The organism is Streptomyces sp. Ac-502, from assembly GCF_045222935.1.
Classification (GTDB): domain Bacteria; phylum Actinomycetota; class Actinomycetes; order Streptomycetales; family Streptomycetaceae; genus Streptomyces; species Streptomyces monomycini.
The window spans coordinates 5,247,034-5,268,399 of record NZ_JBHFFO010000001.1 but is presented as its reverse complement, the minus strand read 5'-3'; the positions used below and the strand labels follow the sequence as shown (position 1 = coordinate 5,268,399).

The following is a 21,366-nucleotide window of genomic DNA, read 5'->3' as shown; positions in this document are numbered from 1 at the left end:
GCGGAGCGGGGCCTGGCGTGCACGGCGGGGCGTACGGTCGAAAGCTGCGTACGGTCAGAGCGTTCCCAGCTTGACCAGGGCCAGCAGCGCGACCAGCTGGATCGCGGAGGCGCCCAGCGCCTTGGGCCACGGCAGGTCGTGCGACTTGCTCACCATCGAGGTGAAGAGCGCGCCCGCGGCCAGCCAGGTGGCCCAGCCCACCACCTGCACCAGCGTGCTGTCGCCGCCCAGGAACATCGCGAGGAGCAGCCGCGGCGCGTCCGTGACCGACATGATCAGCATGGACAGGCCGACGGTCGGCTGCCAGGCGCCGTCGCCGCCGAGCTGGCGGGCCAGGGTGTGGGTGACCGCCCCGAGGATCAGACCGCCGATGACGAACATCACGGCGGTGATCAGCACCCAGGGGATGCTGTTGGAGAGCGTGGCGTTCAGCACGTCCTCACGGGCCTTGTCGAAGCCGAAGACCGCGAGCAGGCCGTAGACGAACGTGACGATCAGGGCCGGGCCCCACACCGGGTGGTCGCGCATCTGCCAGAACGTCGGGTTCGGGCGGGTGACCAGGCCGGTCAGCAGCTGCTTCCAGGGCAGGCGGGGGCCGGCCGGCGGGGCCGACGTCCGGCCCGCGCGGTAGGTACCGCCGTCGCCGTACCCGTCGTCGCCGTACGGGCCGCCGGGACCGTTGGGGCCGCCGGGTGCGTACCCGCCGTTGTCGTACCGGCCGTTCGACGGCCCGCCGGGCGGGCCGTACGCGTCCGGGGCCTCGCCGACGCAGAACTGCTGCGTGTGGCCCGGGCTGTTGTCGTTGGCGTACGGGGCGTAGGACTGCTGCTGCGGCTGGTAGCCGCCGTCACCGAAGTACTCGGGCTCGCCGTGCCGGTCGCCGCCGTGCGGGCCTGCGGGATGCGGTCCGCCGTACGGCTGCGGGGGCTGCGGCGGCCGGTGCGCTTGCTGCTGCCACTGCCCGTGCGGAGACGGGGGCTGCTGCCCGTACGGCTGTCCCTGCTGCCCGTACGGAGCCTGCTGCCCCTGCTGCTGCCCCTGTTGCGCGGAGCGGGCGTCCCGTCCGCGACCCATCCTGAATCCAGCCACGCGTCGAACGTACCTGGTCTCGGAGGCCGCGTGGCCGGGCCCGGGGGCCCGGGGGCGGCTTTGCTGCCGACCTGTGACATCCCCTAGGGGAGCGGCGGCGGATCCCCGAGGGGACACGGAGGGTGCGGGGGAGACAGGGGGTGCGGGGGAGGTCAGGGAGGGGGAGGGGAGGGGGAGGGGGTGTGAGTGGACGGCGCGGAGAGCGGCCCGGCGCGGTGGTTCCACCGGCCCATGAGGCGCCGGACCGTCGCGGTCCGACACCTCATGGGTGGGGGTCCGGCTGCGGTTACGGGGGGATACCGGCCGGCACCCAGGGGTCGGCCACCGGTGAATGCCACCGTCGGTGTGCACTGACGGGCAAACGCATCGGTGTCGCCGACTCGGCCCTGGCACTCCAGACCGTAGCGGTGCGGAGGCAGAAGCATGATCCATTCTGCGCAGCCGGTATCCGGATCACGCTGCGTGTTCGTCGCGGGGGCACGCCCCCCGGGTTGCACTCGGTGCGCCGCACGCTCACGGCGCGTGCAGCGTCTGGGAGGGCGACTCCCCGAACCGCTCCCGGTAACTGCGGGCGAACCGCCCGAGATGTACGAACCCCCACCGGTACGCCACCTCGCCCACACTCAGCTCCCCCGGCCCCGCCCGCCGCAGCTCGTCCCGTACGCGGCTCAGCCGTACGTCGCGCAGATAGGCCATCGGCGACATGCCGACGTGCCGGCGGAACCCCTCCTGGAGCCACCGCGCGCTGACCCGTGCGACGGCGGCCAGCTCGGCGGTGTCGAAGGGATGCTCCGGCTGCCCCTGGATGGCGTCCACCGCGCGCTTGACGGGCGCCGGGCGGTAGGCGGCGCCGCCGGGGCCGACGGCTGGGTCAATTCCTCGCGGTGCGGGTGGTCGGCGGCCAGCAACAGGCCGCTCAGCAGCGCCTCTTGCAAGGGGGCCGCGACCAGCGGCTGGCGCATCAGCTCGCCCGCGTCCTGGATGTCCCGTACGGCGGTCCGCACCAGCCGCGCCCAGCCGAGTCCCGGGCCCCGGGACACGTCGAGGTCGGGGGCGAAGCGCACCGGCGTGCGGACGGGCCTGCCCAGCAGGTGCTGCAAATGCTGTTCGAGGTCCGTCGTACGGATCTTCACCGCCAGCAGCCGGCACCCGCCGCTCCACCGGTCGATGGTGGTGACGCCGTCCGGCTGGAACACGCCGGCCCGGTCCGGTGTGGTGGTCCGCGGCTCCCGCGCCCCCTGCCGCCACTGGATGGAGCCGCTCAGCGGTACGTCCACGTGGTACGCGCCCAACTCCCCGAACCGCAGCCGCAGCTCGGCGGCGAACCCCACCTCCCCGACGGTGACCGCCCCGAACCGCACGACGTCGAAGCACGCGCCCAGGTCGTCGTCCCGCGACAACTGGTCGATGCGGCTGGCGTAGAAGGTCTCGGCGATCGCCCACCGCGCCTCGTCCAGGTCCGCCGTCCGCAGGGACAGGACCGAGGGCACCGGCGGGACGGCGGCCCCCGGCTCCGCAGACATGTTCAGTACGCCCCTTTCCCCCGGGCAGACAGAACCGTCCGTCCGGCCTCTGCTGCCTCACCTGCGCACGGGGGAAAGAATAGGTGCACGCTCGGATGGCGGGGCGGAATATCCGTATACGGGATTTCCGCGTACGGGCCTTCCGTGTACGGCGCACTGGCCGGGACGCGATGTGCCCGTACCGGTCAGGCCGACTTCGCCGCGCCCCGCGCCACCCGTTCGTACAGCTCCCGCGCCCCCTTGTCGAAGAGCACGGCCGTCGACTCGGCGTCGGTGTCGCCGCCGCTCAGGACGCCGATCAGGCGTCCGGGGCGGTGGGCGTCGTGGTGGTCGGCGAGCCAGGGGCCGCCGCTGGTGCCGTCGTAGAAGCCGCCGCACCGCATCTGGAGCATGTACGGCTCGTCGTCGTCGCGCCGGGTGTCCGTGGTGCAGGTGATCGGGCGGTTGCCGGGGTTGTACGACTCGTTGGGGTAGCCGACGACGGTGACGTGGCGGTCGGGGCCCGAGGACCAGTCGGGGGTGGCGGCGCCGACGACTTCCTGCACGGAGCGGCCCTGGGCGTCCGGCTCGACGGTCAGGAAGGCGTAGTCGCCGCGGTCGTCGTCCTCCTCGGTCCATGCCGTGGGCACGTGGACTCCGCTGACCTTCCACTTGCCGTACGGGAACGTGCCCTCCCCGGCCCCGGAGAAGCGTGGCGCGAACTGTATGTCGCCGGTGATCGGGCCGGGCTCGTACCCCTCGGACGCGTCCTCGCCCTGGAAGTGCACGCAGTGCGCCGCGGTGGCGAGCATGTTGCCCTTCGGGCTGTCGATGACGCTCGCGGTGCAGTAGTGCTCGCCGTCCGCGATCAGCACACCGGTGAAGGGCAGGCCCTCGAAGGGCCGGGCGGACGGCTGCGCGGGATCCGCCGCCCGCGACGCGCCGCCGCAACCAGCCAGCGTGACGAGTGCGGTGAGCGCGGCGGCTGTGGCAAGAGCGGCGGAAGCGGATCTCATGTACGGGACGGTACGTCGTGACGGCTGCGCTGCGCGCGTTGCGCGCGAGGGGGCGGTGGGTGGGGGCGCGCGTCTTCAGGTTTGGCCGGGTGGGTGCTCGCGTCTTGCGCTTGGGTCCGGTGGGTGGGGGCTCGGGGCCCCGCAGTGGTCACTCCTCGGCACCGTGCACGTCCACGTCAGGTACATAAGGGAACGCAGATACCCGGCTGCCTGCGGGGAGCCCCTACGTGTCCCCGAGCCCTGGCCGTACGGCGACTATCGGAGCGATCGGGCTGGGCACATTTACAGGCATGGTGCCGCGCCCGCTGGCCCGGCGCGCGCGGTTCACCGCCGTACAGCGGCCCGCCTTCCCGCCTCCACCTCGTGCGCCTCACCCCCAGGGGTGCGGGCACCAGTGTGATCGAAAAATTCCCCCCACCGACCTCGGCTCGCCGAACCGGCCGGAGGGGGCGTGTAGGGGGCCATCCCCGCAGGCAGCCGGGTATCTGCGTCCCCAATGTTCAAGCGGTGGACGTGCACGGTGCCGAGGAGTTGGCCCCCTGCGCGCCCCCGTCCCCACAACGAACGCAACGCGAGCCACGGTCAACCCCAAAACCCCGACGACCGGCCCCGCCGAAGCAGAACCGGCCGCCGGCCGAGCACAAGACCGGCCGCTACTTCACCGGCTCCGCCACATCCGCCTCCGCCGGGGCACCTCCCACCGGAGCCCTGACGGAGTCCAGCAGCAGCTGCGCCACGTCGACCACCTGGACGGACTCCTTCGCCTTGCCGTCGTTCTTCTTGCCGTTGACGGAGTCGGTCAGCATGACCAGGCAGAACGGGCAGGCGGTGGAGACGATGTCCGGGTTGAGGGACAGCGCCTCGTCGACACGCTCGTTGTTGATGCGCTTGCCGATCCGCTCCTCCATCCACATGCGCGCACCACCCGCACCGCAGCAGAAGCCGCGCTCCTTGTGGCGGTGCATCTCCTCGTTGCGCAGGCCCGGCACCTTGGCGATGATCTCGCGCGGCGGTGTGTAGACCTTGTTGTGGCGGCCCAGGTAGCAGGGGTCGTGGTAGGTGATCAGGCCCTCGACCGGAGTGACGGGGACCAGCTTGCCCTCGTCGATCAGGTGCTGGAGCAGCTGGGTGTGGTGGATGACCTCGAATTCGCCGCCCAGCTGGGGGTACTCGTTCGCGATCGTGTTGAAGCAGTGCGGGCAGGTCGCGACGATCTTCTTCGCGGACTTCGGCTTCTTCGTCGCCGGGTCCTCGTCGTCCTCGCCGAAGGCCGCGTTGAGCGAGGCGACGTTCTCCGCGCCCAGCTGCTGGAACAGGAACTCGTTGCCCAGGCGGCGCGGCGAGTCACCGGTGCACTTCTCGTCGCCGCCCATGATCGCGAACTTCACGCCCGCGATGTGCAGCAGCTCGGCGAACGCCTTGGTGGTCTTCTTGGCGCGGTCCTCCAGGGCGCCCGCGCAGCCGACCCAGTACAGGTACTCGACCTCGGTGAGGTCCTCGACGTCCTTGCCGACGACCGGGACCTCGAAGTCGACCTCCTTGGTCCACGCCAGGCGCTGCTTCTTGGCGAGGCCCCAGGGGTTGCCCTTCTTCTCCAGATTCTTCAGCATCGTGCCGGCCTCGCTGGGGAAGCTCGACTCGATCATGACCTGGTAGCGGCGCATGTCGACGATGTGGTCGATGTGCTCGATGTCGACCGGGCACTGCTCGACGCAGGCGCCGCAGGTGGTGCAGGACCACAGGACGTCCGGGTCGATGACGCCGTTCTCTTCGAGGGTGCCGATCAGCGGGCGCTCGGCCTCGGCCAGCGCGGCCGCGGGGACGTCCTTGAGCTGGGCGGCGGTCGCCTTCTCGGCGCCCTCCTCGTCCTTGCCGCCGCCGGCGAGCAGGTACGGGGCCTTGGCGTGCGCATGATCCCGCAGCGCCATGATCATCAGCTTCGGCGACAGCGGCTTGCCGGTGTTCCAGGCGGGGCACTGCGACTGGCAGCGGCCGCACTCGGTGCAGGTGGAGAAGTCGAGCAGGCCCTTCCAGGAGAAGTGCTCGACCTGGGAGACGCCGAACTGGTCGTCCTCGCCCGGGTCCTCGAAGTCGATCGGTTTGCCCGCGCTGGTCATGGGCTGGAGCGCGCCGAGCGCGACGTCGCCGTCGGCCTCGCGCTTGAACCAGATGTTCGGGAAGGCGAGGAAGCGGTGCCAGGCCACACCCATGTCGGTCTTCAGCGCGACCGTGATCATCCAGATGAAGGAGGTGGCGATCTTCAGGCCGGCGAAGAAGTAGGTGAGGTTCTGGAGCGTCGCGACGTCCATGCCCTCCAGCCACGAGACGACCGGGTACGAGATGAAGAACGACGCCTCGTAACCGTCCACGTGGTGCTGGGCGCCCTCCAGCGCGTGCAGCATGAAGATGCAGACGCCGACGATGAGGATGACGGCCTCGACGAAGTACGCCTGGCCGAAGTTGGAGCCCGCGAAGCGGGACTTGCGGCCCGGCTTGCCCGGCTTGCTCAGCTGCCGGATGACGATCAGGGCCAGGATGCCGAGCACCGTCATCGTGCCGATGAACTCGACGAAGACGTTGTACGGCGCCCACTCGCCGACGACGGGCAGCAGCCAGTCGGCCTTGAAGAGCTGGCCGATCGCGTTGACGATCGTCAGCAGCAGCGAGAAGAAGCCCACCGCCACGAACCAGTGCGCCGCGCCCACGACGCCCCAGCGGTTCATCCGGGTGTGGCCGAGGAACTCCTTGACCACCGTGACCGTGCGGCGCGTAGGGTCGTCGGTCCGGGTGCCGGCCGGTACGGGCTGGCCGAGCCGCAGCTGGCGGACGATCTGCAGGATGGCACGGCCGAACAGTGCTACGCCGACCGCGATTAGGACCAGCGACACGATGATCGCGGCGAGTTGCATGGGTGGCTCCTCGGGCCTGCGAGTGCGGGGGTTACGGGGAATACTTGAGGGGCTGCGCGTACGTACGAGGGGTACGCGGAGTCCGCGGTACAAGGACTACAGCGATTACTAAGCAGTAACTTTTCGGGTCTGCGCTGAGGTTACCCAGTATCCCGAGCGCCATGAAGCCGCCCGGCCGGTGATCTGTGTCGCGCAGGCAACCCTTCCCACCCCGAGTGGCGTCCCCCGAAGAGGGAGTGACGATAAGCCCGACATAAAAGTTGAGCGGGCGCGGCTCAGGTCAATTGACAGGCTGGCGATGGTGCTGCACGCTTGAGTCTGTTCCACTCAAGTCACTGGAGGAATCGAAATGGCACGTGCGGTCGGCATCGACCTGGGCACGACGAACTCCGTCGTCAGTGTTCTCGAAGGCGGTGAGCCCACCGTCATCACCAACGCCGAGGGCGCCAGGACCACGCCGTCCGTCGTCGCCTTCGCCAAGAACGGCGAGGTGCTGGTCGGCGAGGTCGCGAAGCGCCAGGCGGTCACCAACGTCGACAGGACGATCCGTTCGGTCAAGCGCCACATGGGCACTGACTGGAAGGTCAACCTGGACGGCAAGGACTTCAACCCGCAGCAGATGAGCGCCTTCATCCTGCAGAAGCTGAAGCGGGACGCGGAGGCCTACCTCGGCGAGAAGGTCGCGGACGCGGTCATCACCGTTCCGGCCTACTTCAACGACTCCGAGCGCCAGGCCACCAAGGAGGCCGGTGAGATCGCGGGTCTGAACGTCCTGCGCATCGTCAACGAGCCCACCGCCGCGGCCCTGGCCTACGGCCTGGAGAAGGACGACCAGACCATCCTGGTCTTCGACCTCGGTGGCGGTACTTTCGACGTCTCGCTGCTGGAGATCGGTGACGGTGTCGTCGAGGTCAAGGCGACCAACGGCGACAACCACCTCGGTGGTGACGACTGGGACCAGCGCGTCGTCGACTACCTGGTCAAGCAGTTCAACAACGGCCACGGCGTCGACCTCTCCAAGGACAAGATGGCGCTCCAGCGCCTGCGCGAGGCCGCGGAGAAGGCGAAGATCGAGCTGTCCTCGTCCACCGAGACGACGATCAACCTGCCCTACATCACCGCCTCCGCCGAGGGCCCGCTGCACCTGGACGAGAAGCTCACCCGGGCGCAGTTCCAGCAGCTCACCTCGGACCTCCTGGAGCGCTGCAAGACCCCGTTCCACAACGTCATCAAGGACGCCGGCATCGAGCTGTCCGAGATCGACCACGTGGTCCTGGTCGGCGGCTCGACCCGGATGCCGGCCGTCGCCGAGCTCGTCAAGGAGCTGACCGGCGGCAAGGACGCCAACAAGGGCGTCAACCCGGACGAGGTCGTCGCCATCGGCGCGTCGCTGCAGGCCGGTGTCCTCAAGGGTGAGGTCAAGGACGTCCTCCTGCTGGACGTCACCCCGCTGTCCCTCGGTATCGAGACCAAGGGCGGCATCATGACCAAGCTCATCGAGCGGAACACGACGATCCCGACCAAGCGCTCGGAGATCTTCACCACCGCCGAGGACAACCAGCCCTCCGTGCAGATCCAGGTCTACCAGGGCGAGCGCGAGATCGCGGCGTACAACAAGAAGCTCGGCATGTTCGAGCTGACCGGTCTGCCCCCGGCCCCGCGCGGCGTGCCGCAGATCGAGGTCGCCTTCGACATCGACGCGAACGGCATCATGCACGTCGCGGCGAAGGACCTCGGCACCGGCAAGGAGCAGAAGATGACCGTCACCGGCGGCTCCTCGCTGCCGAAGGACGAGGTCGACCGGATGCGCCAGGAGGCCGAGCAGTACGCGGACGAGGACCACCGCCGCCGCGAGGCCGCCGAGTCCCGTAACCAGGGCGAGCAGCTCGTCTACCAGACGGAGAAGTTCCTCAAGGACAACGAGGAGAAGGTCCCCGCCGAGGTGAAGACCGAGGTCGAGACCGCCGTCGCCGAGCTGAAGGAGAAGCTCAAGGGCGAGGACACGGCCGAGATCCGCACCGCGACCGAGAAGGTCGCCGCGGTCAGCCAGAAGCTGGGCCAGGCCATGTACGCCGACGCGCAGGCCGCGGGCGGTGCCGAGGGCGCCGCCGGTGCCGCGGGCGGCCAGCAGGCCAAGCCCGAGGACGATGTCGTGGACGCCGAGATCGTCGACGACGAGAAGCCCAAGAAGGACGGTGCCGCGTGACGGAGGAGACTCCGGGCTTTGACGACAAGAAGCCCGACGTCCCCGCCGAAGCCGCACAGACCCCTGATGACGCGGCGCAGGCCGAGTCCGCCGACACGGCGGGCTCGGCCCCGGCCGGGGAGACGAACCAGGACGTAGCCGCCACGGCGCAGCTGGACCAGGTGCGTACCGCGCTCAACGAGCGCACCGCGGACCTCCAGCGGCTCCAGGCGGAGTACCAGAACTACCGTCGCCGGGTGGAGCGGGACCGGGTGTCGGTGAAGGAGATCGCCGCGGCGAACCTCCTCACCGAGCTGCTGCCCGTGCTCGACGACATCGGGCGGGCCCGGGAGCACGGCGAGCTGGTCGGCGGCTTCAAGTCGGTGGCCGAGTCGCTGGAGACGGTGGTCGCGAAGCTGGGCCTCCAGCAGTTCGGCAAGGAGGGCGAGCCCTTCGACCCGACGATCCACGAGGCCCTGATGCACTCGTACGCTCCGGATGTCACGGAGACCACGTGCGTCGCCATCCTCCAGCCGGGGTATCGCATCGGTGAACGAACGATCCGCCCCGCGCGGGTCGCGGTCGCCGAGCCGCAGCCGGGCGCGCAGTCCGGCAAGGCCGCCGGTGAGGAAGACGTGAAGGCTTCGGACGAGGAGAGCGGTGGCCCGGAAGAGGGCTGACGCGGCGACGGAAGAAGCAGTTCGGGAGGAGGGACGTCGGGGATGAACACCAAGGACTTCGTGGAGAAGGACTACTACAAGGTCCTCGGCGTCCCGAAGGACGCCACCGAGGCGGAGATCAAGAAGGCGTACCGCAAGCTGGCCCGGGAGTTCCACCCGGACGCCAACAAGGGGGACGCCAAGGCCGAGGAGCGCTTCAAGGAGATCTCCGAGGCCAACGACATCCTCGGTGACCCCAAGCGCCGCAAGGAGTACGACGAGGCGCGGGCGCTGTTCGGCAACGGCGGCTTCCGCGCCGGCCCCGGCGGCGCCGGTGGCGGATCGTTCAACTTCGACCTCGGCGACCTCTTCGGAGGCGGCGGCGGTGCCCAGGGCGGCACGGCGGGCGGCGGCTTCGGCGGCGGGCTCGGCGATGTCTTCGGCGGTCTGTTCAACCGCGGCGGCGGTGGTACGCGTACGCAGCCGCGCCGCGGCCAGGACGTCGAGTCCGAGGTGACGCTCAGCTTCACCGAGGCGGCGGACGGGGCCACGGTCCCGCTGCGGATGTCCAGCCAGGCGCCCTGCAAGACGTGCTCCGGCACCGGCGACAAGAACGGCACGCCGCGCGTGTGCCCGACCTGCGTCGGTACCGGGCAGGTCAGCCGCGGCGGCGGTGGCGGATTCTCGCTCACCGACCCGTGTGTGGACTGCAAGGGCCGCGGTCTGATCGCGGAGAACCCTTGCGACGTCTGCAAGGGCAGCGGCCGGGCGACCAGTTCGCGCACGATGCAGGTGCGGATCCCGGCGGGTGTCTCCGACGGGCAGCGCATCCGGCTGCGCGGCAAGGGCACCCCGGGCGAGCGCGGCGGCCCGAACGGCGATCTGTACGTCGTCGTGCACGTCGAGGCCCATCCGGTCTTCGGCCGCAAGGGCGACAACCTGACCGTCACCGTCCCGGTAACCTTCCCGGAGGCGGCGCTGGGCGGCGAGGTGCGGGTGCCGACACTCGGCGGCCCGCCGGTGACGCTCAAGCTCCCGGCCGGGACTCCCAACGGACGTACGATGCGCGTGCGCGGCAAGGGAGCGTCGCGCAAGGACGGCACCCGTGGCGACCTGCTGGTCACCGTCGAGGTGAGCGTCCCCAAGGACCTCGGCGACACCGCACGGGAGTCGCTGGAGTCCTACCGCGAGGCGACCGCGGGTGAGGACCCGCGGGCGGAGCTGTTCCAGGCCGCGAAGGGAGCTTGAGTCGGATGGATGGCCGGGGCGGGCGTCGGAACCCGTACGAACTGACCGAAGAGTCGCCGGTGTACGTCATCTCCGTCGCGGCTCAGCTCTCGGGTCTGCATCCGCAGACCCTGCGTCAGTACGACCGCCTGGGGCTGGTCTCGCCCGACCGTACGGCGGGGCGCGGCCGGCGCTACTCCTCCCGGGACATCGAACTGCTCCGGGAAGTGCAGCGGCTGTCGCAGGACGAGGGCATCAACCTCGCCGGCATCAAGCGCATCATCGAGCTGGAGAACCAGGTCACGGCCCTGCGTCAGCGGGTCGCCGAGCTCCAGCACGCGGTCGAGGGCGCGGCCGCCACCATCCAGCAGCGGGAGGCGGCGGTGCACGCCTCGTACCGCCGGGACCTGGTGCCCTATCAGGACGTGCAGCAGGCCGGCGCGCTGGTCGTGTGGCGTCCGAAGAAGCGGTCCGAGTAGACCGCCGATGTTCGCGGAGCGGGGCCGGGGCGCACAGCGCGCCCCGGCCCCGCCGCCGTTTCAACAGCCGTGGTGGCCGCCCGGCGTTCCCCGGCGGCCGAGTACCGGTGCGCTACGCCCGGCCCAGCGCCTTGTGCACGGTGATCTCGATCATCACCCGGTCCGGCTTAGGGGCCGGGGTGCGTCCGTACCGCTCGGCGTAGCGCCGTACCGCGTCCGCCACCACGTCCGCGTCCGTACGGATCCGGGCGACGCCTTCCAGGGTGGCCCAGCGCCTGCCGTTCAGCTGGCACACCGCGACCCGGGCGCCGTCCGGGCCGCCGGCGAGGACATGGCCGACCTTGTTGCTGTCCTTGCGGGTGATCACGCGGGCGATGCGCTGGTTCGCGTCGAAGGTGACACCGACCGGGACGACGTGCGGCGTGCCGTCGGGGCGCAGGGTGGTCAGCGTGCACATGAGGTGCTCGCTCCAGAAGGCGAGGTACTCGGGGCTGAGGTCGTCCAGGTCGTGGGCCATGACCGGAAGAGTAATTGGGGATCCTGTGGGGGTGCCGTGCGGAGGGTCTGCAAAGGGACAGCGCAGGGAACGTGGAGGAGGCGTGAAGACACCGTGGCGCCCTCGTACGGCGCCGGGGAAGGGCGTCTGACTTCGGCAGGTTCCGCCACGGCGACGGCATGATCCGGGCCGTCCGGTGCACCCGGAGAAGGGCCGGAAACCGAAAGATGCCGGGAAGATGCCGCCGGCGCCCCGGAACCGCGTTGAGTGGAATAGACTCAACTTATCGGACGTTGAGCTGAGCAGGTTCGCTGCCGGACCACGGCACGATCACGCATCTGGCCCAAGGAGGAGCGCGCGAGTGGACGCCGAGCTGACCAACAAGAGCCGTGAGGCGCTGAGCGCCGCCAACGAGCGGGCGGTGACGGCGGGACACGCGGACATGACCCCCGTGCATCTGCTGCTCGCCCTCCTCGCCGGCGCGGACAACGAGAACATCACCGACCTGCTGGCCGCCGTCGGCGCGGACGCCGCCGCGCTGCGCTCCGGCGCCGAGCGCCAGCTGGCCGCCCTGCCCAGCGTGCAGGGCTCCACGGTCGCCCCGCCGCAGCCCGACCGCGACACCCTGGCCGTCATCGCCGACGCCGCGCAGCGCGCGAAGGAGCTGGGTGACGACTTCATCTCCACCGAACACCTGCTCATCGGCATCGCCGCCAAGGGCGGCCGCACCGGCGAGCTGCTGGCGCAGCAGGGTGCCACGGCCAAGAAGCTGCTGAGCGCCTTCGAGGACAGCCGGGGCGGCCGGCGGGTCACCACCCCGGACCCGGAGGGCACCTACAAGGCGCTGGAGAAGTTCGGTACGGACTTCACGGCGGCCGCGCGCGACGGCAAGCTGGACCCGGTCATCGGCCGTGACCAGGAGATCCGCCGCGTGGTGCAGGTGCTCTCCCGGCGCACGAAGAACAACCCGGTGCTCATCGGCGAGCCCGGCGTCGGCAAGACCGCCGTCGTCGAGGGCCTGGCGCAGCGGATAGTGAAGGGTGACGTGCCCGAGTCGCTGCGCGACAAGCGGCTGGTGGCCCTGGACCTGGGCGCGATGGTCGCGGGCGCCAAGTACCGCGGCGAGTTCGAGGAGCGCCTCAAGACCGTACTGGCGGAGATCAAGTCCAGCGACGGCCAGATCATCACCTTCATCGACGAGCTGCACACGGTCGTCGGCACCGGCGCCGGCGGCGACTCCGCCATGGACGCGGGCAACATGCTCAAGCCCATGCTGGCCCGCGGTGAGCTGCGGATGGTCGGCGCGACGACCCTGGACGAGTACCGCGAGCGCATCGAGAAGGACCCGGCGCTGGAGCGCCGCTTCCAGCAGGTGCTGGTCGCCGAGCCGACCGTCGAGGACACGGTCGCCATCCTGCGCGGTCTCAAGGGCCGCTACGAGGCCCACCACAAGGTGCAGATCGCGGACTCCGCGCTGGTCGCCGCCGCCACCCTCTCCGACCGCTACATCACCTCCCGCTTCCTGCCGGACAAGGCCATCGACCTCGTCGACGAGGCCGCCTCCCGCCTCCGCATGGAGATCGACTCCTCGCCCGTGGAGATCGACGAGCTCCAGCGCTCCGTCGACCGGCTGCGCATGGAGGAACTGGCGCTCAAGAACGAGACCGACGCCGGCTCCGTGCAGCGCCTGGAGAAGCTGCGCAAGGACCTCGCCGACAAGGAGGAGGAGCTGCGCGGCCTGACCGCCCGCTGGGAGAAGGAGAAGCAGGGCCTCAACCGCCTCGGCGAACTGAAGGAACGGCTCGACGAGCTGCGCGGCCAGGCCGAGCGCGCCCAGCGCGACGGCGACTTCGACACCGCCTCCAAGCTGCTGTACGGGGAGATCCCGGGCCTGGAGCGGGAGCTGGAGGAGGCCGCCGCGGCCGAGGCCGAGCAGGAGGCGACCCAGGACGCCAAGTCCTCCATGGTCAAGGAGGAGGTCGGCCCGGACGACATCGCGGACGTGGTCGGATCCTGGACCGGCATCCCGGCCGGACGCCTGCTGGAGGGCGAGACGCAGAAGCTGCTGCGCATGGAGGACGAGCTGGGCAAGCGGCTGATCGGCCAGACCGAGGCCGTACGGGCCGTCTCGGACGCGGTGCGCCGCACCCGCGCCGGCATCGCCGACCCGGACCGCCCCACCGGCTCCTTCCTCTTCCTCGGCCCGACCGGTGTCGGCAAGACCGAACTGGCCAAGGCGCTCGCCGACTTCCTCTTCGACGACGAGCGGGCGATGGTCCGCATCGACATGAGCGAGTACGGCGAGAAGCACAGCGTGGCCCGGCTGGTCGGCGCCCCGCCCGGCTACGTCGGCTACGAGGAGGGCGGCCAGCTCACCGAGGCGGTCCGCCGCCGCCCGTACAGCGTCGTCCTGCTGGACGAGGTGGAGAAGGCGCACCACGAGGTCTTCGACGTGCTGCTCCAGGTCCTGGACGACGGACGGCTCACCGACGGCCAGGGCCGCACCGTCGACTTCCGCAACACGATCCTGATCCTGACCTCCAACCTGGGCTCGAACTTCCTGATGGACCCCCTGCTCAAGGAGGACCAGAAGAAGGAGAAGGTCCTGGAGACGGTACGGACGTCGTTTAGGCCCGAGTTCCTCAACCGGCTGGACGACCTGGTGGTCTTCCACCCGCTCGGCACCGACCAGCTCCAGCGGATCGCGGGCATCCAGCTCGGCCACCTGCAGCGCCGGCTCGCCGACCGCAGGCTGACACTGGACGTCACCGACCGCGCCCTGACCTGGCTCGCCTGGCTCGGCCAGGAGCCGGTCGCGGACCAGCCGCAGAGCGCGCCGGACCTGTCCTACGGGGCGCGCCCGCTGCGCCGCCTGGTCCAGACGGCCATCGGCGACCAGCTGGCCAAGGCGATCCTGTCGGGCGAGGTGCGGGACGGCGACACCGTACGGGTGGATGTCGCCGAGGACGGCAGGTCGCTGGCGGTCGCTCCCGTACGGTGAGCCGCACCGGACCGCCGGAACCGCACCGCTGACCTCCGGCCGTCGCACGAGGCGTCCCGCCGCCGGCTCTCCCGCCGGGTTTTTAGCCCGCAGCGGAGAGTGGGCGGCGGGCTTGCCATGACAGGGCCGGGATGGGAGAGGATGGCGGAGACCATACGAAGGGAATTCCACGGTGAGCATCGACCCGTCCTCGATCCCGAATTTCGGGGGCCAGCCCGAACCGCAGCCCTCGGGGCCTGATGGTCCCGTCCTGCCCGACCAGGACCTGGTCAAGCAGCTCCTCGACCAGATGGAGCTGAAGTACGTAGTCGACGACGAGGGTGACCTCGCCGCCCCGTGGGAGCAGTTCCGCACGTACTTCATGTTCCGCGGCGAGGAGGAGCAGCAGATCTTCTCCGTCCGCACGTTCTACGACCGCCCGCACGGCATCGACGACAAGCCGAAGCTGCTGGAGGCGCTCGACGACTGGAACCGCCGGACGCTGTGGCCCAAGGCCTACACCCACACCCACGACGACGGCACGGTCCGGCTGATCGGCGAGGCGTCGATGCTGATCGGCACCGGCGTGGCGCTCGAACACTTCGTGTCGAGCACGGTCAGCTGGGTCCGCGCGTCGATCGAGTTCGACAAGTGGATCGTCGAGCAGCTCGGCCTGGAGGCCGACGTCGAGGGTGAAGGCGACGAGAAGCCGGGTGACGCGGAGGCGTGAGCCTTCCCGTGGCCAGGTGACCGGCGGGCCCCGGAGCGATGCGCTCCGGGGCCCGTCGCCGTGTGCGGCCGGTGCCGGTTCACAGCGGCAGCGGCGCCATGGCCAGCAGGTACACGCCGTATCCGAGGGAGAGCGCGGCCAGCGAGCCCGTCGCCAGGACGACGGAGCGCGGCCGGGCGCGGGCCAGCGCGACCGCCGCCGGTACGAGCAGCGGGAAGGCCGGCAGCAGGAATCGCGGCTTGGAGGAAGTAGCCGGTGCCGCCCAGCGCCATGACCACCAGGACCGCGGTGTAGGCGAGCAGCGGCAGGGGCGGCCGTTCCAGCACCAGCAGGACGAGGAGCAGGATCGATACGGCGACGACCGCGGCGGCCATGTGCTGCACCAGCGGCTCGCTGTGCAGGAACAGCCGCTTCACGGACCGCAGGGTGTCCCGGCCGAAGTCGAAACGCGAGCCCCAGATGCCCTGCACCCGGAAGTAGCCGCGCGGCCCGGCGCCGGTGCGCACCCCCACCCACAGGACGTAACCGAGCCAGCCGGCGGGGGCGATCAGGGCCGCGGCCCAGTAGGGCCAGAGGGGCGTGCACGCCGCAGTACGGGGCGGTACGGGCCGCGCCCGCGCCCCCAGGTACGTACGGCCGCCGTCACCGTGACCGCGGCCGCGACCATGACCGCCGCGGCCACCGCGAGGCCGTTCGGCCGCGCCAGACCGGCCAGGACCGCCAGGGCGCCGGCCCACAGCGGGCGGTCGGTGAGCAGGGCGTACAGCGCCCACGCGGCCAGCGCGGTGAGCAGCGGCTCCGTATAGCTCAGCGACTCGACGACGGCGTGCGGCAGCAGCGCCCACAGGACCACCAGGAACGTTCCGGCCCGTCGCCCGTACAGATGCGCGCCGACCGCGAAGATCCCCCAGGCGGCCACGGCCGAGGCCGTCCACGCGATCAGCAGCCCGGCGTTCAGCGCGCCGACCGGCAGGACGGCGGACACGCCGCGGATCAGCCCCGGATACAGGGGGAAGAAGGCCAGGTCGGCGAGGTGGTCCGGCGGCCACATGTGGTGGGGCGCCGGGGAGCCGTACCCGTACCGGGCCACCCCCAGATACCAGTTGGAGTCCCAGGTGGCGCCCAGCAGGTTCCGCGGGTGGCGGCCGGTGTGCCACGCCCAGAGCGCCGCGCACAGGACACCGGCGCAGCGGACGGCCGCGAACAGCGCGAGGGCGGGCGCCGCGCGCCGCAGCGCCGCCCGGACATGGACGCGTACGGAACCGGGCCGTTGCGCTGCGGCGGCTGCGGTGTCGACGGTCTCGGCGGCCACGGAACACCTCCGGTACGCGCGCGGCGGTCACCCACCGGGCCCCGCGCGCCCGGCCCACTCCGACACCACGACTCTCGGTGCCGCCCGCCCGGCCCGCGACCCCTGTGGGGCGGCTGTGGGCCGATCGGGTGCTGGACGGCGGCGCGGGGCGCTGCCCGGTCGGAACGCGCCGGCCCGGGGGCCGGTCAGAGGGCGCGGAGGCGGTCGACCGCTTTCTGGAGGACTGCCTCCTGCTTGCAGAAGGCGAAACGGACATACGGGGCGCCCTGGTCCTGGTGGTCGTAGAAGACGGCGTTGGGGATGGCCACGACGCCGGCGCGTTCCGGGAGGGCGCGGCAGAAGGCGAAGCCGTCCTCCTCGCCGAGGGGGCGGATGTCGGTGGTGACGAAGTACGTGCCGGAGGGGCGGAAGACGCGGAATCCGGCGGCGGCGAGGCCGTCGGCCAGGAGGTCGCGCTTGGCCCGCAGGTCGTCGCGCAGGCCGGTGTAGTAGCTGTCGGGCAGGGCCAGTGCCTCGGCGACCGCGTACTGGAAAGGGCCGGCGGAGACGTACGTGAGGAACTGCTTGGCGGAGCGGACGGCGCCGACCAGCTCCGGGCTCGCGGTGACCCAGCCGACCTTCCAGCCGGTGAAGGAGAAGGTCTTGCCGGCCGAGCCGATGGTGACGGTGCGCTCGCGCATGCCGGGGAAGGACGCCAGCGGGAGGTGCTCGCCCTCGAAGACGAGGTGCTCGTACACCTCGTCGGTGATCACGAGGAGGTCGCGTTCGCAGGCGAGGCGGGCGATCTCGGTCAGTTCGGCGCGGTCGAGGACGGTTCCGGTGGGGTTGTGGGGGGTGTTGAGGAGGATGAGGCGGGTGCGGTCGGTGACGGCGTCCCGCAGCTCGTCCAGGTCGAGGCCGTACGTGCCGTCCTCGGCGGACGGGCGCAGCGTCACCGGGACGCGGGTGCCGCCCGCCATCGCGATGCACGCGGCGTAGGAGTCGTAGTACGGCTCCAGCGCGATCACCTCGTCACCGGGCTCCAGGAGGGCGAGCAGCGAGGCGGCGATGGCCTCGGTGGCGCCGGCGGTGACCAGGACCTCGGTGTCGGGGTCGTACGCGACGCCGAGGTGGCCGTAGAAGCGGTGCTGGTGCGCGGCGACGGCGGTCCGCAGTTCGGGGACGCCGGGGCCGGGCGGGTATTGGTTGCCGCGACCGTCGCGCAGTGCGCGGACCGCCGCCTCCCTGACCTCCTCCGGGCCGTCGGTGTCGGGGAAGCCCTGCCCCAGGTTGATCGATCCGGTGCGCAGGGCGAGGGCGGACATCTCGGCGAAGATCGTCGTACCGAACTCGGCGAGGCGGCGGTTGAGCAGCGGTCGTGACATGCCCGCCATCCTCCGCCGAACCTCTGGACTTCCTCAACTGTGCTTTGCGGCCCGGGCGGCCCGGGCATGAGCCCCGCACCGACAGCACGGTGCGGGACCGGACGGCCCGAAAGAGGACGCCGGAACCGGAGTGGATCAGCGCGGACCGGAGAGGGATCGAAGGACACGAACGACACGTACGACACGTACGACGGCGCTTCGGCCGGGCCGGGGGACACGGCGGCGGACGGAGCAGGTGCCTCGCTTCGGGGGACGGAAAGGAGTGTGGGGCAACGATGGGTTTTGTGGTCTTCCTCGTGATCTGTGTGGTGGTCGCGGCCCTGGTGGCCACGGCGGCGCAGAGCCGCGACGGCGGCGGCCGCCGCAGCCTCGGCAAGCGCGGACGGGACGGCACCGGCTGGTGGGTGGCCGGCGACCCGGGCGTGGGCGGCGGGCATCACCACGGGCAGTCCTGCGGCGGGTCGATGTCGTGCGGCGGTGGTGGTGGGCACCACTCGTCGTCCTGCGGGGGTGGCGGCGGCTGCGGCGGGGGCAGTTCCTGAGGGGCGGCGGCCACCGTCGAGGCGTCGGCGGCAGCTTTCGCAGCGCGGTCGCAGACGGTTACCGGGGCAGTCACCGAGGAGTTGCTGCCCCGTACACATGCAGGGGGCCCATGCCGGTCCGCATATGCGCCCAGCAGGGTCAACGCCCGCTGGGGAGTGGGTTGTTGAACAACTGAACTGAGTGGCCCTCTGAGGGATGGAAACCCGGCGAAGATGGGTAAAAACGCTGTGGGCCCCGCTCGTTTCATGATTCCCTCTCCCTAGAGAATCCCACTTCTCGGACCCCACGTGGGCACGAGCCGGCAGACAGTCGTAATCCTGATCCCGTCTCCGGGGCAGGCCGGCCCACCATCCACTGCGTGCTTGCGGAGCCGACCCATGCTCACGACCCTGAAAACGCCCTACACCGATACCCGCGCATCCGACCTGGCCTGGGCGCTCGGCAGGGAGCCGCTGCCGGCCCTCGCCGTGCTCGACCTGCGACTCGCGGACGCCCGCGTGCAGTTGAGACTGCTCGGTGCCTCGCACCAAGTCCTCCTGGAGGAGGAACGCGGCACCTGCTCCGAGACCGTCGCCTGCATACCCGGCAGCAGCACCCCGCTCCCGCTGGGCGTGGCGAAACGCATCGGCGACTGGGAGTACGAATTCGCGGCCCACGTCGAGACGCTCTCCCAGGGCTCGTTCGCCGGGCGCGCCCAGGAGCTGCTCGCCCTGGTCGCCGAACACCCCCTCGGCCTTGCCGGAACGTTCCCGGGCTCGCCGCACGCGTTCACCGCGATGCTGGCCCAGCGCGAGGAGGGCCAGGTGCGCTGGCGCACCTGGCACGCCTATCCGCAGGAGGGGCGGCTGGTCGCGACGCGCACCCGGGTCGGGGTCCGGGTGGCGGCGGCCATCTGAGCGGCGTTTCCCGCGGGTGCTTTTACCGGCTCGCGGGGCGGTCCGGGCGTCCGCCGCGCTCCAAGTCGCCCGTGTGGGAAGCTCACTACGCTCGTGTGGGTGACATAGGGACATCATCGCGTCACGTAGCGTTGCCCGACATGATCGACCCGCCTGGTCCAGTCCACCGCGGTTTCCCCGAGCCGCCCGAGGCGGGGAGTCCGGCGTGGCTGCCCGTCCCCGCCGGCCTCGGCCGGCTGCTCGTCCTGGCCACCGTCTTCGTCTGCGCCGCCTGCGGCCTGGTCTACGAACTCGAACTGGTCGCCCTCGCCTCCTACCTGACCGGCGACTCGGTCACCCAGGCATCCGTCGTGCTGTCCGTCATGGTCTTCGCGATGGGCATCGGATCGCTGCTCGCCAAACGGCTGCGCTGCCGGGCGGCCGTCGGCTTCGGCGCGCTGGAGGCGGTCCTCGCACTCGTCGGCGGCTTCTCCGCGATGGCGCTCTACGCCTGCTACGCCTGGTTCGGCCAGTCCCGCTCCGTCCTGGTCGCCTTCTCGCTGGCCATGGGCATGCTCATCGGCGCCGAGGTGCCGCTGCTGATGACGCTCATCCAGCGGGTCCGCCGCCAGGACGCGGGGGCGCCGTGGCGGACCTGTTCGCGGCCGACTACGTGGGCGCCCTGGTCGGCGGCCTCGCCTTCCCCTTCCTGCTGCTGCCCGGGCTGGGCCAGGTCTCCGGCGCTTTGGTCACCGGTTCGGTCAACGCGGTGGCCGGCGGCGGGCTGGTGCTCTGGCTCTTCCGCAGCGATCTGTCCGTACGGGCCCGCTGGGCCCTGATCGCCGCGAACGTACTGGTCCTGGCCCTGCTCGCCGCCGGGGCGGCACTGGTCGCCCCCTTCGAACGGGCCGCGCGGGACGCGGTGTACGGGTCGGCGGCACGGGTCGCGGTCCGTACCGGCATCCAGGAGATCGTGATCACGGGCGGTACGGGACCGGCCGCCACGGGCCGGACCGGGGCCGCGGACGGACACCTGGGCCGGGCCGGCCGGGGCGGGGCGGCCGGTCCCGTACCGGGTCCGGGCGGGAACGGTGCCGGACCCGGCGGGCCGCTCGGGCTCTACCTGGACGGCCGCCTACGGGCCGGCGCGGACGACGATCACCCGTACCACGAAGGGCTGGTGCACCCGGCCATGGCGGGCGGACCGCACCGCCGGGTCCTGGTGCTCGGCGGCGGCGACGGCCTCGCCGCCCGCGAGGTCCTGCGCTACCCCGGCGTCACGGCCGTGACCGTCGTCGAACTCGATCCGGACCTGGCCCGCCTGGCCCGTACGGACCCGGGCCTGTCCGCGCTCAACGGGCACGCGCTGGACGACCCGCGGGTGCGCGTGGTCGCGGGCGACGTGTTCGAGTGGCTGCGGCGGGGCGGCGCGGCGGCCCGGAACGGCGGCCCGTACGACGTCGTGATCGCCGACCTGCCCGACCCGGGAAGCACGGCCAGCACCAAGCTCTACTCGCAGGAGTTCTACGGCCTCGTCTCCCGCGCGCTGGCCAGGGGCGGCCGGCTGGCGGTGCACGCCGGCGAGCCCGCGTCCCGGCCCCGGACGTTCTGGACGGTCGACGCGACCGTACGGGCCGCGGGCCTGAGCACCGTCCCGTACCGCCTCCCCGGCCGGACCGTGCCCCGGACCCCGTCCCGCGCCGACGCGGCGGAACGCTCCTGCGGAACGGACCAGTCCACCGGCCGGCCCACGGACCGGCCCACCAACCACCCCGCCGGCCAGTCCACCGGCCATCTCGCCGGCCACCGCTCCGCCTGCGGCTGGGGTTTCCTCCTCGCGGCCCACCGCACCCCCCGCCTGACCCTCTCCCCGGCCACCCCCGCCCTGCGCTCCCTGACGCCCGCCGCCCTCCAGGCCGCCGCCCGCTCCCTCGCCCCCACCCGCGTCCCCGGCCTCCCGCCGTCAACGCTGATGCATCCACGGCACCTGGACTGACCCG

General features: G+C 71.4%; 16 protein-coding genes and 1 pseudogene. 9 read left to right on the top strand and 8 right to left on the bottom strand.

Annotation, left to right across the window (positions count from 1 at the left end):
• Positions 1-54: 54 nt before the first annotated feature.
• From ACEXOX_RS23760 to ACEXOX_RS23740, 5 genes are all read right to left on the bottom strand, one after another.
• On the bottom strand, positions 55-1,074 hold the full coding sequence (locus ACEXOX_RS23760; RefSeq protein ID WP_406526445.1) for a Yip1 family protein: 1,020 nt from the start codon (positions 1,072-1,074) through the stop codon (positions 55-57).
• 528 nt (positions 1,075-1,602) lie between these two features.
• The gene (locus ACEXOX_RS23755; RefSeq protein WP_406526444.1) at positions 1,603-1,857 is read right to left on the bottom strand and encodes a helix-turn-helix transcriptional regulator; all 255 of its coding nucleotides are present in this window, start codon (positions 1,855-1,857) and stop codon (positions 1,603-1,605) included.
• The gene (locus ACEXOX_RS23750) at positions 1,758-2,612 is read right to left on the bottom strand and encodes a hypothetical protein (RefSeq protein WP_406523101.1); all 855 of its coding nucleotides are present in this window, start codon (positions 2,610-2,612) and stop codon (positions 1,758-1,760) included. Before ACEXOX_RS23750 ends, ACEXOX_RS23755 begins: the two co-directional genes overlap by 100 nt.
• Before the next feature lie 185 nt (positions 2,613-2,797).
• Complete coding sequence (locus ACEXOX_RS23745; protein ID WP_406523100.1) at positions 2,798-3,607, bottom strand: trypsin-like serine peptidase; 810 nt, start codon at positions 3,605-3,607, stop codon at positions 2,798-2,800.
• Between the two features lie 653 nt (positions 3,608-4,260).
• A complete protein-coding gene (locus ACEXOX_RS23740; protein ID WP_406523098.1) occupies positions 4,261-6,516 on the bottom strand; it encodes a heterodisulfide reductase-related iron-sulfur binding cluster in 2,256 nt (751 codons plus the stop codon).
• A gap of 349 nt (positions 6,517-6,865) precedes the next feature.
• On the opposite strand from ACEXOX_RS23740, the gene dnaK reads away from it, so the two are divergent.
• From dnaK to ACEXOX_RS23720, 4 genes are read left to right on the top strand one after another with little or no spacing between them, the layout of a single operon-like run.
• Positions 6,866-8,722: a molecular chaperone DnaK gene (dnaK, locus tag ACEXOX_RS23735; protein ID WP_406523096.1), complete on the top strand. Its 1,857-nt coding sequence runs from the start codon at positions 6,866-6,868 to the stop codon at positions 8,720-8,722.
• Entirely contained in the window at positions 8,719-9,381 is a 663-nt protein-coding gene (grpE, locus tag ACEXOX_RS23730; protein WP_406523094.1) for a nucleotide exchange factor GrpE, read from the top strand. Before dnaK ends, grpE begins: the two co-directional genes overlap by 4 nt.
• 42 nt (positions 9,382-9,423) lie before the next feature.
• Positions 9,424-10,608, top strand: coding sequence for a molecular chaperone DnaJ (dnaJ, locus tag ACEXOX_RS23725; RefSeq protein WP_406523093.1), 1,185 nt, complete (start codon positions 9,424-9,426; stop codon positions 10,606-10,608).
• A 5-nt stretch (positions 10,609-10,613) separates the two neighbouring features.
• Positions 10,614-11,066, top strand: a complete 453-nt coding sequence (locus ACEXOX_RS23720; RefSeq protein ID WP_030025034.1) for a heat shock protein transcriptional repressor HspR — start codon at positions 10,614-10,616, stop codon at positions 11,064-11,066.
• A 112-nt stretch (positions 11,067-11,178) separates the two neighbouring features.
• On the opposite strand, the gene ACEXOX_RS23715 is transcribed toward ACEXOX_RS23720, so the two are convergent.
• On the bottom strand, positions 11,179-11,583 hold the full coding sequence (locus tag ACEXOX_RS23715) for a pyridoxamine 5'-phosphate oxidase family protein (protein WP_406523091.1): 405 nt from the start codon (positions 11,581-11,583) through the stop codon (positions 11,179-11,181).
• Between the two features lie 340 nt (positions 11,584-11,923).
• Here ACEXOX_RS23715 and clpB point away from each other — a divergent pair, with 340 nt between their 5' ends.
• Together clpB and ACEXOX_RS23705 are read left to right on the top strand one after the other, a co-directional pair.
• Positions 11,924-14,563 (top strand): ATP-dependent chaperone ClpB, encoded by a 2,640-nt coding sequence (clpB, locus tag ACEXOX_RS23710; protein ID WP_406523089.1) that lies wholly within the window; start codon positions 11,924-11,926, stop codon positions 14,561-14,563.
• Between the two features lie 172 nt (positions 14,564-14,735).
• Complete coding sequence (locus ACEXOX_RS23705; RefSeq protein ID WP_406523087.1) at positions 14,736-15,272, top strand: YbjN domain-containing protein; 537 nt, start codon at positions 14,736-14,738, stop codon at positions 15,270-15,272.
• A gap of 547 nt (positions 15,273-15,819) precedes the next feature.
• Here the strand turns inward: ACEXOX_RS23705 and ACEXOX_RS23700 are convergent.
• Together ACEXOX_RS23700 and ACEXOX_RS23695 are read right to left on the bottom strand one after the other, a co-directional pair.
• Complete coding sequence (locus ACEXOX_RS23700; RefSeq protein ID WP_406523086.1) at positions 15,820-16,584, bottom strand: hypothetical protein; 765 nt, start codon at positions 16,582-16,584, stop codon at positions 15,820-15,822.
• A 185-nt stretch (positions 16,585-16,769) separates the two neighbouring features.
• Entirely contained in the window at positions 16,770-17,948 is a 1,179-nt protein-coding gene (locus tag ACEXOX_RS23695; protein ID WP_406523085.1) for a pyridoxal phosphate-dependent aminotransferase, read from the bottom strand.
• Positions 17,949-18,223: 275 nt separating this feature from the next.
• On the opposite strand from ACEXOX_RS23695, the gene ACEXOX_RS23690 reads away from it, so the two are divergent.
• The 3 genes and pseudogenes from ACEXOX_RS23690 to ACEXOX_RS23680 all read left to right on the top strand — a co-directional run bounded on the left by ACEXOX_RS23690 (position 18,224) and on the right by ACEXOX_RS23680 (position 21,362).
• On the top strand, positions 18,224-18,490 hold the full coding sequence (locus ACEXOX_RS23690; protein WP_406523084.1) for a hypothetical protein: 267 nt from the start codon (positions 18,224-18,226) through the stop codon (positions 18,488-18,490).
• A gap of 378 nt (positions 18,491-18,868) precedes the next feature.
• Positions 18,869-19,387: a DUF2617 family protein gene (locus ACEXOX_RS23685; RefSeq protein ID WP_406523082.1), complete on the top strand. Its 519-nt coding sequence runs from the start codon at positions 18,869-18,871 to the stop codon at positions 19,385-19,387.
• A gap of 140 nt (positions 19,388-19,527) precedes the next feature.
• A pseudogene (locus tag ACEXOX_RS23680) lies at positions 19,528-21,362 on the top strand (spermidine synthase).
• Positions 21,363-21,366 lie beyond the last annotated feature (4 nt).

What these genes read in the sequence shown, in the direction of transcription:
- ACEXOX_RS23690 (WP_406523084.1), top strand. Translation starts at nt 18,224, where the DNA reads ATGGGTTTTGTGGTCTTCCTCGTGATCTGTGTGGTGGTCGCGGCCCTG.
- ACEXOX_RS23715 (WP_406523091.1), bottom strand. Translation starts at nt 11,583, where the DNA reads ATGGCCCACGACCTGGACGACCTCAGCCCCGAGTACCTCGCCTTCTGG.
- ACEXOX_RS23745 (WP_406523100.1), bottom strand. Translation starts at nt 3,607, where the DNA reads ATGAGATCCGCTTCCGCCGCTCTTGCCACAGCCGCCGCGCTCACCGCA.
- ACEXOX_RS23685 (WP_406523082.1), top strand. Translation starts at nt 18,869, where the DNA reads ATGCTCACGACCCTGAAAACGCCCTACACCGATACCCGCGCATCCGAC.
- ACEXOX_RS23720 (WP_030025034.1), top strand. Translation starts at nt 10,614, where the DNA reads ATGGATGGCCGGGGCGGGCGTCGGAACCCGTACGAACTGACCGAAGAG.
- ACEXOX_RS23750 (WP_406523101.1), bottom strand. Translation starts at nt 2,612, where the DNA reads ATGTCTGCGGAGCCGGGGGCCGCCGTCCCGCCGGTGCCCTCGGTCCTG.
- dnaK (WP_406523096.1), top strand. Translation starts at nt 6,866, where the DNA reads ATGGCACGTGCGGTCGGCATCGACCTGGGCACGACGAACTCCGTCGTC.
- ACEXOX_RS23760 (WP_406526445.1), bottom strand. Translation starts at nt 1,074, where the DNA reads ATGGGTCGCGGACGGGACGCCCGCTCCGCGCAACAGGGGCAGCAGCAG.
- ACEXOX_RS23740 (WP_406523098.1), bottom strand. Translation starts at nt 6,516, where the DNA reads ATGCAACTCGCCGCGATCATCGTGTCGCTGGTCCTAATCGCGGTCGGC.
- ACEXOX_RS23695 (WP_406523085.1), bottom strand. Translation starts at nt 17,948, where the DNA reads ATGTCACGACCGCTGCTCAACCGCCGCCTCGCCGAGTTCGGTACGACG.
- dnaJ (WP_406523093.1), top strand. Translation starts at nt 9,424, where the DNA reads ATGAACACCAAGGACTTCGTGGAGAAGGACTACTACAAGGTCCTCGGC.